At 32.9% G+C, this 15,632-nt stretch carries 15 protein-coding genes; 10 read left to right on the top strand and 5 right to left on the bottom strand.

All coding sequences use genetic code 11. The features are described from left to right. The first annotated feature begins 152 nt into the window (after window positions 1-152). The 5 genes from purD to AJ936_RS08775 all read left to right on the top strand — a co-directional run bounded on the left by purD (window position 153) and on the right by AJ936_RS08775 (window position 6,598). A complete protein-coding gene (purD, locus tag AJ936_RS08755) occupies window positions 153-1,403 on the top strand; it encodes a phosphoribosylamine--glycine ligase (RefSeq protein WP_002861945.1) in 1,251 nt (416 codons plus the stop codon). Next, window positions 1,400-1,852 (top strand): RDD family protein, encoded by a 453-nt coding sequence (locus AJ936_RS08760; RefSeq protein WP_002855813.1) that lies wholly within the window; start codon window positions 1,400-1,402, stop codon window positions 1,850-1,852. Before purD ends, AJ936_RS08760 begins: the two co-directional genes overlap by 4 nt. Then, the gene (locus AJ936_RS08765) at window positions 1,842-3,890 is read left to right on the top strand and encodes an LPS-assembly protein LptD (RefSeq protein ID WP_070240381.1); all 2,049 of its coding nucleotides are present in this window, start codon (window positions 1,842-1,844) and stop codon (window positions 3,888-3,890) included. Before AJ936_RS08760 ends, AJ936_RS08765 begins: the two co-directional genes overlap by 11 nt. Before the next feature lie 69 nt (window positions 3,891-3,959). Beyond that, window positions 3,960-6,119: a polyribonucleotide nucleotidyltransferase gene (locus AJ936_RS08770; RefSeq protein WP_052949410.1), complete on the top strand. Its 2,160-nt coding sequence runs from the start codon at window positions 3,960-3,962 to the stop codon at window positions 6,117-6,119. After that, complete coding sequence (locus AJ936_RS08775; protein WP_070274396.1) at window positions 6,116-6,598, top strand: DNA-deoxyinosine glycosylase; 483 nt, start codon at window positions 6,116-6,118, stop codon at window positions 6,596-6,598. The genes AJ936_RS08770 and AJ936_RS08775 overlap by 4 nt, the downstream gene beginning before the upstream one ends. Window positions 6,599-6,634: 36 nt before the next feature. On the opposite strand, the gene AJ936_RS08780 is transcribed toward AJ936_RS08775, so the two are convergent. Continuing rightward, a complete protein-coding gene (locus AJ936_RS08780) occupies window positions 6,635-7,297 on the bottom strand; it encodes a DUF4230 domain-containing protein (RefSeq protein ID WP_070240377.1) in 663 nt (220 codons plus the stop codon). Window positions 7,298-7,314: 17 nt separating this feature from the next. After that, window positions 7,315-8,499 carry an MFS transporter gene (locus AJ936_RS08785; protein WP_070240375.1) on the bottom strand — a complete coding sequence of 395 codons (1,185 nt, stop codon included), beginning with the start codon at window positions 8,497-8,499 and terminating at the stop codon, window positions 7,315-7,317. A gap of 53 nt (window positions 8,500-8,552) precedes the next feature. Here AJ936_RS08785 and AJ936_RS08790 point away from each other — a divergent pair, with 53 nt between their 5' ends. Together AJ936_RS08790 and porA are read left to right on the top strand one after the other, a co-directional pair. Beyond that, a complete protein-coding gene (locus tag AJ936_RS08790; RefSeq protein WP_002861952.1) occupies window positions 8,553-9,008 on the top strand; it encodes a low molecular weight protein-tyrosine-phosphatase in 456 nt (151 codons plus the stop codon). 251 nt (window positions 9,009-9,259) lie between these two features. Beyond that, window positions 9,260-10,534, top strand: coding sequence for a group 1 major outer membrane porin protein PorA (porA, locus tag AJ936_RS08795; protein ID WP_070240374.1), 1,275 nt, complete (start codon window positions 9,260-9,262; stop codon window positions 10,532-10,534). Between the two features lie 113 nt (window positions 10,535-10,647). Here porA and dnaJ read toward each other — a convergent pair whose 3' ends face one another. Further along, on the bottom strand, window positions 10,648-11,772 hold the full coding sequence (gene dnaJ, locus AJ936_RS08800; protein WP_070240372.1) for a molecular chaperone DnaJ: 1,125 nt from the start codon (window positions 11,770-11,772) through the stop codon (window positions 10,648-10,650). Window positions 11,773-11,926: 154 nt separating this feature from the next. On the opposite strand from dnaJ, the gene AJ936_RS08805 reads away from it, so the two are divergent. Genes AJ936_RS08805 through recR form a run of 3 tightly spaced genes read left to right on the top strand, consistent with a single transcriptional unit; the run spans window position 11,927 to window position 14,402 of the window. Beyond that, window positions 11,927-12,598 (top strand): response regulator transcription factor, encoded by a 672-nt coding sequence (locus tag AJ936_RS08805; RefSeq protein ID WP_002861955.1) that lies wholly within the window; start codon window positions 11,927-11,929, stop codon window positions 12,596-12,598. Further along, a complete protein-coding gene (locus AJ936_RS08810; RefSeq protein WP_070274398.1) occupies window positions 12,595-13,830 on the top strand; it encodes an ArsS family sensor histidine kinase in 1,236 nt (411 codons plus the stop codon). Before AJ936_RS08805 ends, AJ936_RS08810 begins: the two co-directional genes overlap by 4 nt. Continuing rightward, window positions 13,830-14,402, top strand: a complete 573-nt coding sequence (recR, locus tag AJ936_RS08815; protein ID WP_002861957.1) for a recombination mediator RecR — start codon at window positions 13,830-13,832, stop codon at window positions 14,400-14,402. The genes AJ936_RS08810 and recR overlap by 1 nt, the downstream gene beginning before the upstream one ends. Here the strand turns inward: recR and AJ936_RS08820 are convergent. Then, entirely contained in the window at window positions 14,399-14,935 is a 537-nt protein-coding gene (locus tag AJ936_RS08820) for a HyaD/HybD family hydrogenase maturation endopeptidase (RefSeq protein WP_070274401.1), read from the bottom strand. The two genes, recR and AJ936_RS08820, sit on opposite strands and share 4 nt — an antisense overlap. Beyond that, window positions 14,932-15,624 carry a Ni/Fe-hydrogenase, b-type cytochrome subunit gene (gene cybH / locus AJ936_RS08825; RefSeq protein WP_052802634.1) on the bottom strand — a complete coding sequence of 231 codons (693 nt, stop codon included), beginning with the start codon at window positions 15,622-15,624 and terminating at the stop codon, window positions 14,932-14,934. Before cybH ends, AJ936_RS08820 begins: the two co-directional genes overlap by 4 nt. Window positions 15,625-15,632: the final 8 nt, after the last annotated feature.

Raw genomic sequence — 15,632 nt, forward strand, 5'->3', positions numbered from 1 at the left:
CTGCGATTGTGTGATTTACCGTGTTCTGTGGCATCGTTTGAGCTTTGAAAAAAGCGAGAAGTTGCAGCCTTTAAAAATTACCTAGCGGTTTTCTTTGACTTTTTGGGGTCAATCTTTGTTAAACGGCTGTTTGGGTTTAAAAGGAGATATAAATGAAAATAATGATTTTGGGTAGTGGTGCAAGAGAATATTCTATTGCTTTAGCCTTAAGAAGAGTAGACAAAAATTTAGAGTTTTATTTTGCTCCTGGAAATGGCGCTACCGAAAGTCTTGGAACAAATTTAAACCTAAAAGATCCAGTAGTTTTAGCAACCTATGCGAAAGAAAAAGGTTTTGATCTTTGTATAGTAGGAAGTGAAAGTTTTTTAGCTGAAGGTGTTGTAGATATTTTTAAACAACAAGGACTTGCTATTTTTGGGCCAAGTAAAGCTGCTGCAATGCTTGAAACCTCAAAATCTTTTATGAAAAGCTTTCTTAAAAAATACCGTATCAAAACAGCCAAATTTTTAAACACAAATGATATTGAAAAAGCAAAAAATTTTATACATAGTTTAACCCCTCCTATAGTAGTAAAAGCCGATGGACTTTGCGCAGGAAAAGGTGTTATCATAGCTAAGACTCATGAAGAAGCCATAGAAGAAACAGCTAAAATGCTGAGCGGAGAAAGCTTTGGAGATGCTGGAAAACTCGTTGTAATTGAAGAATTTTTAGATGGTTATGAATTAAGCATTTTTGCAGTATGTGATGGCAATGATTTTGTTTTACTTCCTGTAGCACAAGATCACAAAAAATTACTCGATAATGATCAAGGGCCAAATACTGGCGGAATGGGTGCTTACGCTCCTAGCTCTTTAGCGAATGAAAGCTTGCTTAGAAAAGTTCAAAAAGATATTATTTTACCGACTTTAGCAGGCATGAAAAAAGAAGGAGCGGAATTTTGTGGTGTTTTATTTATAGGCGCTATGATCGTTGGAAATAAACCTTATGTATTAGAATTTAATGTTCGCTTTGGAGATCCTGAATGTGAAGTTTTAATGCCTTTAATCGAAAATCCTTTGGAGCTTATTTTAGCTGCTACTCAAAGACGCTTAAGACACACAAAAATCAAAATCAAAAAAGAATTTGCAGTAGGGGTTGTATGCGCGAGTGAAAACTATCCTTACAAAAGTTCACCAAAAAGTGAAATTACTGTAAATAACATTCCTGAAAACTCTCATATCTCTTATGCTGGAGTAAGCCTAGAAGATGGCAAATTAATGGCTGATGGTGGAAGAGTTTTGGTTTGCGTTGGCACAGGAAAAAGTATAGAAGAAGCCCAAAAAAATGCTTATAAACTTTGCGATAATGTAAATTTCAAAGGAAAGCAATACAGAAAAGATATCGCTCATCAGGTTCTTAAATGAAAGAAAACTTACAAGACCGCTTAGAGCGTGAAAATCTAAAAATAGCAAGTTTTGGAAAAAGAGTTCTAGCTTTTTTAATCGATGATATGGTTATTTCTTTGATTGTGTTTATCATTTTTTATGATCGTCTAATCCAAGCAAAAGATTTATTTGAAACAACTCAAATTATAGGAAATTTTTATCTTGGCTTCATCTTGCTTCATTTTAGTTATCAAGCAATTTTTACTTATCTTTATGGGGCAAGTTTGGGAAAAATATTATGCAAAATTATCATCTTGGATGAAAATCTTCTTGACAAACCCAATCTCATCCAAAGTTGCATCAGATCTGCCATAAGACAGGTTAGTGCTATGGCATTTATGCTTGGATTTGCTTGGGCTTTAAGCAATGATTTACGTAAAGCTTGGGAGGATTATCTAGCAAGGACAATAGTAGTCGATGTGGCGTAAATTTTCCTTATTGCTAGGAACTAGCATAGCTTTAAGTGCAGCACAAGTTGATATTTACGCTCTTGATGCAAAAAAAGAAGGTGATATTCTTACTGCAAACAATGATGTTATTATTTTTTCTGATTTTTATTTCATCACTGCCAATAAAGCAATTTACAATGAAAAAACCGGAGATGTTGAGCTTTTTGGCGATGTTAACATCCTAAGGGGACAAAACGAAAGATCACATTCTGATTATGCTAAAATCAACCTAAATTCCAATCAAGCCGATTTTAGTAATTTTTTCTTTTCCAATAACAATCTTGAAGTATGGTTTCAAAGCAAAACAAGCCATCTAAATGATAAAGTCTTTGAAAGTAAAATTTCAGCAGTTTCAAGCTGCAATGTTGAAGATCCTGATTGGGAAATTCGTTTTTCAAAAGGCTGGCTTAACCGGGAAACCAATTTTGTTCATCTTTACAATGCAAGATTATATGTTAAAAATACCCCGGTTTTTTATCTACCTTATTTTGGATTTAGTGCTGATACTCATAGACAAAGCGGGCTTTTAATCCCAAAAATCGTTTTAAAAAGTAGCGAAGGCTTATACTATGAACAACCTATTTATATAGCCACTCAAGAAAATTGGGATTTAGAACTTGATCCACAAATTCGAACAAACCGTGGTTTTGGACTTTATTCTACTTTAAGATTTCTTGATTCTCCATATTCAACAGGAGAATTAAATTTTGGTGCTTTTAGGGAAAATAGCTCCTATTTTCACGATGAAAATTTGAAAAACCAAACCCACTATGGAATAGAACTAAAATACTCAAGAGATGATTTAATCAAATCTTTACTCAGTGATAATTTCCAAGAAGGCCTATGGATAGATGCAACCTATCTCAACGATGTGGATTATTTAAATTTAGGAAGTAGAGATTATCGAGATCTTAACTCGCTTGTAACCTCCAAAATCAATTATTTTTTAGCCGATGAAAACAATTTTTATGGAGCTTATGCAAGATATTATATCGACACATCTAAACTTAGCAACAATACAACCTTGCAAGAATATCCAAGCTTTCAATATCATAGATTTTTAAATAACCTTTTTGATGAACGCTTGCGTTATTCATTTGATGCTTCATTTCATAATTTTTATCGACCTGCTGGTTCTTATGCAAATGAGTTAAATTTAGACTTGCCTATCTCGTATCACAATGCTTTCTTTGGAGACTTTTTACACTTTACTTTTACAGAAAGATTTTATGCTTCTTTTGTAAATTATAGCAACGATCCCGAAAGAAACCATGAGCATTATTTTAGAAACACTCATGATTTTAATCTCTACACCGATCTTTCAAAAGCTTATGAAAATTTCTTTCATACTTTAAATTTAGGAGTGAATTACATTTTACCAGGAGCAAAATCAGGTAAAATCACGCAAGATTATCTTGAAGAATACGACAAAGAAAACGAACATACAAGTCTTTATGCTGTGCAATATTTCTATAACAACGAAGGACAAAAAAAACTCAAACACAGATTTTCACTTGACTATCTCAATAAACAAAATAAATTCTATGAACTTGAAAATCTTTTAACTTATTATTTTAATGAAAACATCAATCTCAACAGCGAAGTGCTTTACTCTTATGAGCAAAGTCGCTTTACCAATGTCATCAGCCAAATAGAAGTCAATACAAATTCAAAATTTAATTGGATGTTTTCTCATGCTTATCAAAACGATGAGTATGGAAAATATAGCTTTATTGGCACAAGAGCAAATTATATTGCCACACCTAATTACAATTTATTTGGTGGAATTTGGTTTGATACTCAAAGAGCTCATGCAAACATGTGGGAACTTGGCTATACCTACCAAAGAAAATGTTGGAACTATTCTTTAATGTATAGAGAAAGAATCGATCCACAACTCACAAGTGGTGGTATCACAGCTAAAAATCAAAGCGGAGTTTATTTTATTTTCAACTTCTATCCTTTAGGAGGGGTAAAATACGATTTCTCTTTAGCAGAAAGTGAAAACAAAATTTAAAAAGGATGAAATTTGCTAAATATTTTAAAAAATTTTACGAATTTATTATCTGGTAAAAAAGGAAAAATAATGCAATACAGCATAGAAATTAACAAAAATACAGAAATATTTGATATAGATAAAGTCGCCAAACAAGCTGCTGGTGCTGTTTTAATGAGACAAGGCAAAAGCGTTGTTCTAGCTACAGTTGCAAGAGAAGAAAAACAAGTTGAAGAAGATTTTTTACCTCTAACCGTCCAATACATCGAAAAAGCTTATGCCGCAGGAAAAATCCCTGGTGGCTATGTTAAAAGAGAAACCAAGCCAAGCGATGCAGAAACCTTAACAGCACGTATTATCGATAGAAGCTTACGCCCTCTTTTTCCAAAAGGCTATGCTTATCCAACTCAAATCGTTGTGATGGTTCTCTCAGCTGATCCTAAAGTAGATTTGCAAGTAATGAGCTTAAATGCCGCAAGCGTGGCACTTTATCTTAGTGATATACCTATGAAAGCTCCAGTATGTGGTGTTCGCATAGGAAAGATAGATGGAAATTTCATACTCAATCCAAACAATGAAGAGCTTCAAAATAGCACTCTAGATCTCTATGTAGCAGGTGTAAAAGATGAGCTTTTGATGATAGAAATGAGAGCCTTACCTGATCAAAAAGAAAATGAAATTTTTATCGAAGCTCCTTATGCTGATGTTTTAACTCAAACCACTTCACAAAATATGAATGAACTTAGCGAAGATGAAATTTTAGAAGCTCTAAATTTAGCTCAAAAAGCTATATTAAATGGTTCAAATGCTTATGAAGAAGCCTTTAGCAAACACAAAAAAAATTCTCAAATCGAACTAAAAAATGAGATTGAACATCCTGAAATTTTAGCTTTTATAGAAAATAATTTCCAAAAACAAATCAAAGAAGCCATCAACCAAATGGCAAAAAGTGAAAGAGCAAGCGAACTAAATAAAATCGCTAAAGAAATTTTAAATCTTGAAATCGCTAAAGACTGGAGCGAAGAAAGTATCTTAAATACCTTAGCTAAAGTCAAACGCAAACTTATTCGTGAGCAAATTTTAAATGAAGGCAAAAGAGCTGATGGTAGAAGTTTAAACGAGGTGCGTCCTATCAGTATAGAAACCAATATCTTGCCAAACGCTCATGGCTCTTGTCTTTTCACTCGTGGACAAACTCAAGCTCTAGTGGTTGCAACCTTAGGCGGAGAAAACGATGCTCAAATGATAGACTTGCTTACAGAAAAAAATCCTATAAGCGAACGCTTTATGGTAAATTATAATTTTCCAGGTTTTTCAGTAGGCGAAGCAAGTCCTATCAAAGCTCCAGGAAGAAGAGAGCTAGGACATGGAAATTTAGCCAAAAGAGCACTTTATCCAAGCATAGATGAAAACTATCCTTATGTAATCCGCTTAGTCAGTGAAATTTTAGAAAGCAATGGCTCAAGTTCTATGGCAACGGTTTGTGGCGGATCTTTAGCCCTAAAAGCAGCAGGAGTGCCAAGCTTAAAACTTGTTGCAGGAGTAGCCATGGGGCTTATCTTTGAAGATAGCAAATTTGCTGTTTTAACAGATATCATGGGACTTGAAGATCATGATGGGGATATGGACTTTAAAGTAGCAGGAAGCAAAGACGGCGTTACTGCTCTTCAAATGGATATAAAACTAGGCGGAATCGATCAAGAAACACTAAAACAAGCTTTATACCAAGCCAAAGAAGGAAGAATTCACATCCTAAATATCATGGAAGAAGCCGCCAAAGAAATCGTAGTCAATGAAGAAGTTTTACCTAAACTTGAGCTTTTTAGCGTTGATCCTTCAAAAATCGTTGATATCATAGGGCAAGCTGGAAAAACCATCAAAGAAATCATAGAAAAATTTGGCGTTTCTATAGACTTAGATCGCGAAAAAGGTGAAGTAAAAATAGCAGGTAATCAAAACGAACAAATCAAAGCCGCAAAAGACTACATCATAAACATCACAAGCTCTCAAAAAGGAACTAAAAAAGGCTCTAAAGACAAAGATATATCAGACTTTGAACTTGGGCAAGAATTTCAAGGTATTGTTAAAAAAATCGCTCCTTTTGGAGCCTTTGTGGAACTTAAAAATGGTGTTGATGGTTTATTGCATAGTTCAAAAAGCAAGCATCTTAATTTAAGCGAAAACCAAAGCTTAAAAGTTAAAATCAGCGAAATTAAAAACGGAAAAATTTCTGTGGATTTGTGCGAGTGAGTGAATTTCTAACTCATCCTTTTGAGCCTTTTTTTGACAAGGATTCTAAAATCTTAATTTTGGGCTCTTTTCCTTCTATTAAATCAAGACAAGACGGCTTTTATTATCAACACCCAAGAAATCGTTTTTGGCCTATACTAGAAACACTTTTTGATGTAAAATTAGAAAATATCACAGAACAACAAGCCTTTTTAAGAAAAAAACATATCGCTCTTTGGGATGTACTTCAAAGTTGCAAGATAAAAAATTCAGATGATAAAACCATAAGTTATGCAAAAGCTAATGATTTAAACCTGATCCTTTCTCAAGCCAAAATCCAAGCCATTTTTACCACCGGACAAAGTGCTTATAAATTTTTTACTAAATTTCACTCTCATTTAAAAGCCGTAGCCCTACCCTCAACTTCTCCTTCAAATTTAAATTTTTCTTTTGAACAGCTTTTACAAAACTATGAAATAATCAAAAAATTTACAAAATAACAAACTAAGCATCACTCAAGCAAGAAAAGAAAAAAGCTAGTTTACATCTAGCTTTTGCGTGTTATCCTTAAATTCAAATTCCACTCTCTTAGCCCCAAAACCTTTAGCAATAGCTTCTAAAGTATCCTTAGCACTTTTATGAATTTTGCTTTCTAAATTTTGGATAAGATTTAAAGACAAGTCTTTAACCTCATCTTTGGCTTCTTTTATGAGTTTGTTTTTATCACTTTCGCTAAAATTAATTCCCGTACTATTGATAGAATCAGGCAGTAAAAAAGGTAAAAATTTAGCATTTTTTTCATCATAAAATTTCATATCTATGATGCTGTGTTTGTATCTACACTCTGGCATGATGATCTTATAAGCATCGTCCCCTAAAGGCAAAATATCAAAGTTTTTATCCCTTAAATCATACAAGAAAGTGATCTCAAATTCAAAAATCAAAGCAATCTGTCTTTCACTCAAAGACCATCCTAAAAGATTTTTCCAAATTCCATTAAAAGCACTATCTTTTTTAGTGACAATCTCTTTACTAAAAACCTGAAAAACACTTAATTCTCCTATGGATTTAAGCTGCATGATATCGCTAAAACTTTGCGTGCTTTTTTCTTCTATTTTAGGGCTTTTATACTGCCTAAAAAGCACTACAAACAAAAGCACAAGCAAAATCATCACTAAAACAAATAAAATCATTTCCATTTTAAACCTTTCTAAATTTATAAACCTTGATTTGAAAAGATATATTTTTTCTCAAACGCTAAGAAAATAAAAGCATTAATGATAAAAATCAAACACACAAAAGTAAAAACAAATTCCACGCTAAAATGCGAAGCCATAAGCCCTCCACCAAAAGCACCACAAAAATTTCCCAAAAATTGACAAGTTTGATTAAAACCAAAAATCACACTTAAATTTTTAGCACTCACGCTTTTTTTAAGCAAGGCATTCACACAAGGCAAAAGCCCTCCAAGCCCTATACCTATAAGCAAACGCACAAAAATAAGCATATAAACATTACTTGCTACAGCCTGCAAATAAAAGCAAATTCCACAAAATATCAAAGCTCCAAAAATAATCTTACTAGGCCCTATCTTATCAGCGATTTTTCCAAGTTTTGGTGCGAAAAAAAGATTGCTAATCCCACTTGCAGCCACCACTATACCCGCCCAAAGAGCTAAAGTTCCACCTTGATGAATTTGCTCAACATAAATACTTAAAATCGGCATCACTCCAAAAGTACCAAATTGTATCACAAAAGTAGTGATAAAAAGAACGATGATAAGGGTTTTGTTTTCTTTTACTTTTTGGGTATTTTTCTTCGCCTCTTTTTGAATTTTTCTTTCATGGATGAAAAAATAAATCGTCACAAAAGAACAAGCGATCAAAAAAGCCACCACATCAAAAACCGCACTAATGCTAAAAAATTCAGCCACAAAGCCACCAAACAAAGGCCCAAGCAAACTTCCACTTATAGAAGCCGTAGAAAGAGTTCCTAAAGCATAAGCGACTTTTTCTTTAGGCGCTATTACAGCGATAAACACAACAGCAGCAGAAGTAAAACCTGAAATTACTCCTGTTAAACCCCGCACAAAAACCACTTCTAAAGCACTATGAGCAAAACTGAGCCATAAGGTTAAAACCGACATCCCAAAACTTGCACGAAGAAGCATATTTTTATAACCATACTTTGCACCCAAAAAAGCCCATAAAGGCGAAAAAACAGCCATAAAAAGCGGAGTGATCCCAAAAGCAAGTCCTGAATAAAACGCTATTTCACTCGTATTAACATGTCCTAGTTCTTTGATATAAAAAGGCAAAATCGGAGCGATTTGACTAAGCCCCATACTTGTGGTAAAAACACCAAACCAACACACAAGCAAAGTTCTATTGAAATTTTCCATGGATTTATTGTATGATATTTTTTATAATTTTTAATTAAAACTCAAGGATAAAAATGAAAAAAATACTCTTTATATGCTTAGGCAATATATGCCGTTCACCTATGGCAGAATTTATCATGAAAGATCTTGTCAAAAAAGCAAATTTAGAAAAAGAATTTTTTATAAGCAGTGCTGGAACTTCAGGAGAACACGATGGAGAAGGTATGCACTATGGTACCAAAAACAAGCTTGCCCAACTTAACATAGAACACAAAAATTTCATAAGCAAAAAACTCACTCAAAAGCTTTGCGATGAAAGCGATTTTTTAATCACTATGGACAATTCCAACTTCAAAAATGTTTTAAAAAACTTCACCAACACCCAAAACAAAGTTTTAAAAATCACTGATTTTAGTCCTAGTCTAAACTATAATGAAGTCCCTGATCCTTGGTATAGTGGGAATTTTGATGAAACTTATAAAATTTTATCCCTAGCTTGTAAAAATTTACTTGTTTTTTTATCAAAATAATTTAAAACAACTATATATTACTTCTCGTTTACTTTTTAGACTTATACTTCTAAACGAACCGAAAAACATTCATAAGAAAAACTCCTTAAAATTACACGCCTAGCTTAAATCCCTTTAGCTAGGCTTTTCTTTAGATGTTTTTATCCTTCAGATTTAAAATTTTTACTATTTTAAGTGCTTCTTAAGAAAAAACTCCAAATTTATGTGCTACAATTACGATGTTTTATTAATTTTTGACAAGGAGAATTCTCATGAAACTAGTTAAACTTAGTTTAGTTGCAGCTCTTGCTGCAGGTGCTTTTTCAGCAGCTAACGCTACTCCACTTGAAGAAGCAATCAAAGATGTTGATGTATCAGGTGTATTAAGATACAGATACGATACAGGTAATTTTGATAAAAATTTCCTTAACAACTCAAATTTAAATAACAGCAAACAAGATCACAAATATAGAGCACAAGTTAACTTCAGTGCTGCTATAGCTGATAACTTCAAAGCTTTTGTTCAATTTGACTATAATGCTGCTGATGGTGGTTATGGTGCTAATGGAATAAAAAATGATCAAAAAGGACTTTTTGTTCGTCAATTGTACTTAACTTATACAAACGAAGATGTTGCTACAAGCGTAATCGCTGGTAAACAACAACTAAACACTATCTGGACAGACAATGGTATCGATGGTTTAGTTGGAACAGGTGTTAAAGTAGTAAATAACAGCATCGATGGTTTAACTCTAGCTGCTTTTGCTGTAGATAGCTTCATGGCTGAAGAACAAGGTGCAGATTTATTAGGACACAGCAATGTTTCATCTGCTAATAATTCAGCTCCTTTTAAATTAGACTCAATTGGAAATCTTTACGGTGCTGCTGCTGTAGGTTCTTATGATCTTGCTGGCGGACAATTCAACCCACAATTATGGTTAGCTTACTGGGATCAAGTAGCATTCTTTTATGCTGTAGATGCAGCTTATAGCACAACTATCTTTGATGGAATCAACTGGACACTTGAAGGTGCTTACTTAGGAAATAGCCTTGATAGCGAACTTGATGATAAAGCACATGCTAATGGCAATTTATTTGCTTTAAAAGGTAGCATTGAAGTAAATGGTTGGGATGCTAGCCTTGGTGGTTTATACTACGGTGATAAAGAAAAAGCTTCTACAGTTGTAATCGAAGATCAAGGTAATCTTGGCTCTTTACTTGCAGGTGAGGAAATTTTCTATACTACTGGTTCAAGACTAAATGGTGACACTGGTAGAAATATCTTCGGTTATGTAACTGGTGGATATACTTTCAACGAAACAGTTCGCGTTGGTGCTGACTTCGTATACGGTGGAACAAAAACAGAAGCTGCTGGTCATTTAGGTGGTGGCAAAAAGCTTGAAGCTGTTGCAAGAGTAGATTACAAATACTCTCCAAAACTTAACTTCTCAGCGTTCTATTCTTATGTGAACCTAGATGAAGGTGTAAACGCTAAAGAAAATGCTGATCATAGCACTGTAAGACTTCAAGCTCTTTACAAATTCTAAGAAGCTTTTAAGTCTAACTTCAAGGCGGGGTTTTACTCCGCCTTTTTTTATGCATTATTTTTAAAACTTAAATTTATATAAAAGATTTTCCCAAGCTAAAAGCTTTAGGAAAATTAAGACTTAAACCAATTAGCGATTTTTTCAAAAAGCCCTTTTTGCTCTTGATGCATACCATCTTTGATACCAAAACTTTCACTTAGTTTTTCTAAAAGTTCTTTTTGTTCATCGTTTAAAGAAGTTGGGAATTTGATAGAAATTTGAACGATTTGATTTCCTATGCGAGAACTATGAACATCTTTTACTCCTTCTTTTTCAAGAACAAATCTTTGCCCATCTTTAGCACCCTTTGGTAAATTTAAGGTCGCTTCACCGCGTATGGTAGGTACTTTTATACTCTCTCCTAAGATAGCTTGAGTAAAAAACACTGGAAATTCTATATATATATCATCATCATCTCTGATAAAAGTATCATCTTCAGCAGCGATGATCTTAACATACATATCCCCTCTAGTGCCATTTTTTAAGATATTACCTTTAGCATTGACACGAAGTTTCATACCTGTATCTACACCTTCTGGGATATTAAGCTCGACACTATCTTTGCTTTCATTATAACCTAAACCTTTACAATCGCTACATTTTTCACTAGCTTTTTCTCCACTTCCTTGACAATCAGGGCAAGTTTGTGCAAAAGTGATAAAACCTTGAGAAATTCCAACTTGTCCTCTACCTTGACACTTTGGACAAGTTTGAAGTTTTCCATCTTTAGCCCCTGTTCCATTGCAAGTTTTACAAGAACATTTATAAGTAAAGTCTATATTTTTCTTGCAACCAAAAATCGCTTCTTTAAAACTTAATTTTAAATTAACGATAAAATCGGAAGGGATTTTCTCATCACTTGAACTCTTTCTACGACGCGATGATGAGCCAAAGCCTTCTCCAAAAAAACTAGAAAATATATCTCCTAAATCCTCAAAACCACCAAAACCTGAGCTATTAGAACCAAATCCACCGCCTTTTAAAGCATCTTTTCCATATCTATCATAAATAGCTCGCTTTTCATCATTACTTAAAACCTCATAGGCTTCATTAACAAGCTTAAATTTCTCTTCTGCTTCTTTATCGCCTTGGTTTCTATCGGGATGGTATTTTAAAGCCATTTTTCTATAGGCTTTTTTTATGGTTTCTTTATCAGCATTTTGCGTGATTTCAAGAATTTCATAATAACTTATTTCCACATTATTCCTTTAAAAAATTTAAAATTTTGCTAGAATTTTAATCTTAAAAATTCAAAAATCTAATTTTAGCAAAAATAAAATCAATAATTTATCAAATTTTAAATAAAATTATGCAAATATTATAAATCTTAGATAAAATTTAAAGGATACCAAAATGATTAATGTGTTGATGATAGAAGATGATCCTGATTTTGCGCAATTATTATCTGAGTATTTAGCGCAGTTTAATATTAAAATCACAAATTTTGAAAATCCTAAAAGTGCCTTAAATGTAGGCGTTCAAGGCTATGATTGTCTAATCTTGGATTTAACTTTACCAGGAATTGATGGTCTTGAAGTTTGTAGAGAAATCAGACAAAAAAGCAATATTCCCATTATCATCTCATCAGCTAGAGGCGACTTAAGCGATAAGGTTGTAGGGCTTCAAATTGGTGCTGATGATTACCTACCAAAGCCTTACGATCCAAAAGAAATGTATGCAAGGATTATGAGTCTTATTCGTCGCACAAAAAGAGTTGAACACGCAAATAATGAAAATATTAATTCCGCTTTCAAAATTGATGAGAGAAGGCATGAGATCACCTATGAAGATAAGGTTTTAACACTTACTCCTGCTGAGTTTGAAATTTTAGAATACCTTATCCAGCAGCACGGATATAGCGTTTCAAGAGAACAGCTTGTAAGTCGCTGTAAAAATCTAAAAGATAAAGATTCTAAAAGTCTTGATGTTATCATTGGTCGATTAAGAGTAAAAATAGGAGATAGTTCAAAATCCCCAAAACATATTTTTTCTGTTAGAGGTATAGGATATAAACTAATAGGATGACAAAAAATTATTCTATTTATACCAAGCTAATTATTTTATTTGTTGTTACTTTTTTCTTAGTTTGTGTGCTTTTTATCGTTCTTTTGAAAATAGAAGGAAGTGCTTACAACGAAGAAGAAAGTTTAAAACAAGAAAATCTTATAAAAAATTTACTCATCTCCTATGAAAACACTTCAGGTGCTAAAATAGGATCCTATCTTGAAAATAGCGGTTTTAATACTATACAAAACCCCTATCTTGTAAAAAGCATAAGAAATAATGGACAATCACTTTTTAAAGCAAATGGAGAATTTTGCACCCTTTCTTCTTTAAAATATCATAGCAATCTTTATTTTGATGTTCAATGTAAAGATTTTGATGGCTTATACGAAGAAAATACTAGCGATAGAGTTTATAATCTTTTATTAATAGGATTTTTTTCTTTTTCTTTGTTGGTTGTTTTTATGTATTTTTCGGTATTAAAATCTTTAGAACCTTTAAAAAAATTAAGAAGGCAAGTTGCTAAAGTTGCAAATGGGGAGCAACCTGATTTTTTAGATTATCAAGAAGATGAAGTAGGAAAAATCGCCTTTGAATTTCAAAAAGCTTTTAAAAAAAATCAAGAATTAATCCAATCAAGACAACTTTTCCTAAGAACAATCATGCATGAGTTAAAAACCCCTATAGGAAAAGGGAGAATTATTTCTGAAATGATCAAAGAAGACAGACAAAAAGAAAGACTTATCGCTATATTTTTACGTATGGATTCTTTGATCAATGAATTTGCCAAAATCGAAAATTTATTTTCAAAAAACTACAACTTACACTTTAAACCTAGTCGTTTTAGCACTATACTTGAGGAAGCTAAAGAACACCTTATGAGAGATGATTTTAATAAAGTTGTAAAAGTCGATATCAGAGATGATGCTTTAATCAATGTTGATATGGAAATTTTCTCTGTAATTTTAAAAAATCTTATCGATAATGCCTTAAAATACTCAAACAATGGCACTTGTGAGCTTTTTTGTTGTAAAGAATGTTTTACTATTAAAAATCCAGGCAAGCCTTTAGCAGAGCCTATAGAACATTATCTTGAAGCTTTCGCAAGAGAAAAACACAATCAGATCAAAGGTATGGGGCTAGGACTTTATATAGTTTCAGAGGTATGTAAACTGCATAATTTTGATTTGATTTATTTTTATGATGATGGAAAGCATTGTTTTAAAATTTTCTTTGGAGATAAAGAAAAATAATGGCAAAAGGCCTAGAAAAATTCAACGAACTTGTTGAAAGTTTTGCAAATTTACCTACCATAGGGAAAAAAACTGCCATAAGGCTTGCTTATCACCTTTGCATAAATAATCAAATCGATGGTATGAAACTCGCACACAATATAGAAAATGCTATCCGCTTTATAAAACCTTGTGAGCAATGCGGTGCTTTAAGTGAAAATGAGCTTTGCGAAATTTGCAGCGATGAAGAAAGAAATAAAAACATTTTATGTATAGTTGAAAGCCCAAAAGATATACTAACACTCGAAGAGAGTCAAAGCTACAATGGGCTATATTTTGTTTTAGATGAGTTAAATGAAGAAAAACTTGAAAAACTAAAGCAAATCATACTTAAGCTAAATATCTCTGAGCTCATTTTTGCATTGACACATAGCATTAATTCTGATGCAACTATCTTTTTTATAGAAGATAAATTTAAAGATTTAAACCTAACTTTTAGTAAAATCGCTCAAGGAATTCCAAGTGGTGTAAATTTAGAAAATGTGGATTTAATCTCTTTAAATAAAGCTATGAATTTTAGAACAAAAATTTAGAAATTTTTATAAGAAATATCGGCTAATTCTTGCAAGGAAAAATCTGCAATCTTTTCATAAACAAAACCTTCCTTGCTTAAAAAATCAAGTAAAGTTTTTTCCATGATTTTAGCCCCTTGTATAAGCTCATCTGAGAGCTTAAAACTCATCGCTTCAATACGCTTTGGCACACAAGCTAAGATGTGTGTTTTAGGCAAATCTCCTGCAAGTTCCATGTATTGTAAGGTTTGAAGCATTTCTATTTCATGAGCACTTCCACTCCAGCTAATTTTATTAGGCATAGCATCATAAGGAAAGAAAAATACATCTCCTATACTCGCATCTTGCGCTTCTATGCAGTCTAAAACGATAAGTCTATCGTACCTAGCGATGATATAGCTAAGTTGCAAAGCCAAAGTTCCACCATCAACAAAATCTAAAGTAAATTCAGGATGAGTGAATTTGTAGTTTTTTTCAAGTTGTTTGCAAAGATGAACGCCTAAGCCTTCATCTGCAAACATGATATTACCTATTCCAAGGACTAAGAATTTCAATGCTTTTCTTCTTTTACATATTTATATCCGCTAATAATAGCATCCATAGCACCATCTTTACCTTTTACTGCGTTAAAAATCGCCATGTAAATATGTACTGGTACAAAAATCATAATCACCCACATCAAAATTCTATGATAAGTTCTTACATCAGCCAAACCGCCCATTGCAGCTTCAAGTGGTCTTAAAATATGATATAAAAGCCCACCTAAGCCCTCATGATAAGTATGAGTATAAAGAATAAGCCCTGTAAGAATGATACCTAACATCACAAGATAAAAGAAAAAATAAGTTACAAATTGCAAAGGATTATAAACCCCTTTTAAATGCGGATGTTTTCCTAAGAAAATGTAAAATTTTACTTGTTCTATCCATAATTTGATATTAAAAATATCCCATACACTTCTGCGTTCTTTTGCACTTACCTTGTCACAAAAAAACAAATATACTTTAAAAATAATACAAGCGATTAAAACAAAACCCACCGCTTGATGTACTAAACGGTATTTTGCTTGCATAAAATTTACAGGTTCGCCGTTACTAATAGGACTTTGAAACACATAAGAAAGATAATACCCTGTGCCAATAAGAATCACTATAGCAATAGCTCTTACCCAGTGCGTTAAACGCAAACCTATGCTAAATTCATATTCAGCTTTTCTTTGCAATTTTTCTTCTTTGTTTTGCATGAAAGCCT

It is taken from the genome of Campylobacter sp. BCW_6877 (assembly GCF_001762445.1).
GTDB classification, from domain to species: Bacteria; Campylobacterota; Campylobacteria; order Campylobacterales; family Campylobacteraceae; genus Campylobacter_D; species Campylobacter_D jejuni.

Excerpts from the sequence above, each read along its gene's own strand:
- AJ936_RS08785 (WP_070240375.1), bottom strand. The coding sequence starts at position 8,499 with ATGGAAAATTTCAATAGAACTTTGCTTGTGTGTTGGTTTGGTGTTTTT.
- purD (WP_002861945.1), top strand. The coding sequence starts at position 153 with ATGAAAATAATGATTTTGGGTAGTGGTGCAAGAGAATATTCTATTGCT.
- AJ936_RS08790 (WP_002861952.1), top strand. The coding sequence starts at position 8,553 with ATGAAAAAAATACTCTTTATATGCTTAGGCAATATATGCCGTTCACCT.
- AJ936_RS08805 (WP_002861955.1), top strand. The coding sequence starts at position 11,927 with ATGATTAATGTGTTGATGATAGAAGATGATCCTGATTTTGCGCAATTA.
- porA (WP_070240374.1), top strand. The coding sequence starts at position 9,260 with ATGAAACTAGTTAAACTTAGTTTAGTTGCAGCTCTTGCTGCAGGTGCT.
- cybH (WP_052802634.1), bottom strand. The coding sequence starts at position 15,624 with ATGCAAAACAAAGAAGAAAAATTGCAAAGAAAAGCTGAATATGAATTT.
- AJ936_RS08770 (WP_052949410.1), top strand. The coding sequence starts at position 3,960 with ATGCAATACAGCATAGAAATTAACAAAAATACAGAAATATTTGATATA.
- recR (WP_002861957.1), top strand. The coding sequence starts at position 13,830 with ATGGCAAAAGGCCTAGAAAAATTCAACGAACTTGTTGAAAGTTTTGCA.
- AJ936_RS08810 (WP_070274398.1), top strand. The coding sequence starts at position 12,595 with ATGACAAAAAATTATTCTATTTATACCAAGCTAATTATTTTATTTGTT.
- AJ936_RS08765 (WP_070240381.1), top strand. The coding sequence starts at position 1,842 with ATGTGGCGTAAATTTTCCTTATTGCTAGGAACTAGCATAGCTTTAAGT.
- AJ936_RS08760 (WP_002855813.1), top strand. The coding sequence starts at position 1,400 with ATGAAAGAAAACTTACAAGACCGCTTAGAGCGTGAAAATCTAAAAATA.
- AJ936_RS08780 (WP_070240377.1), bottom strand. The coding sequence starts at position 7,297 with ATGGAAATGATTTTATTTGTTTTAGTGATGATTTTGCTTGTGCTTTTG.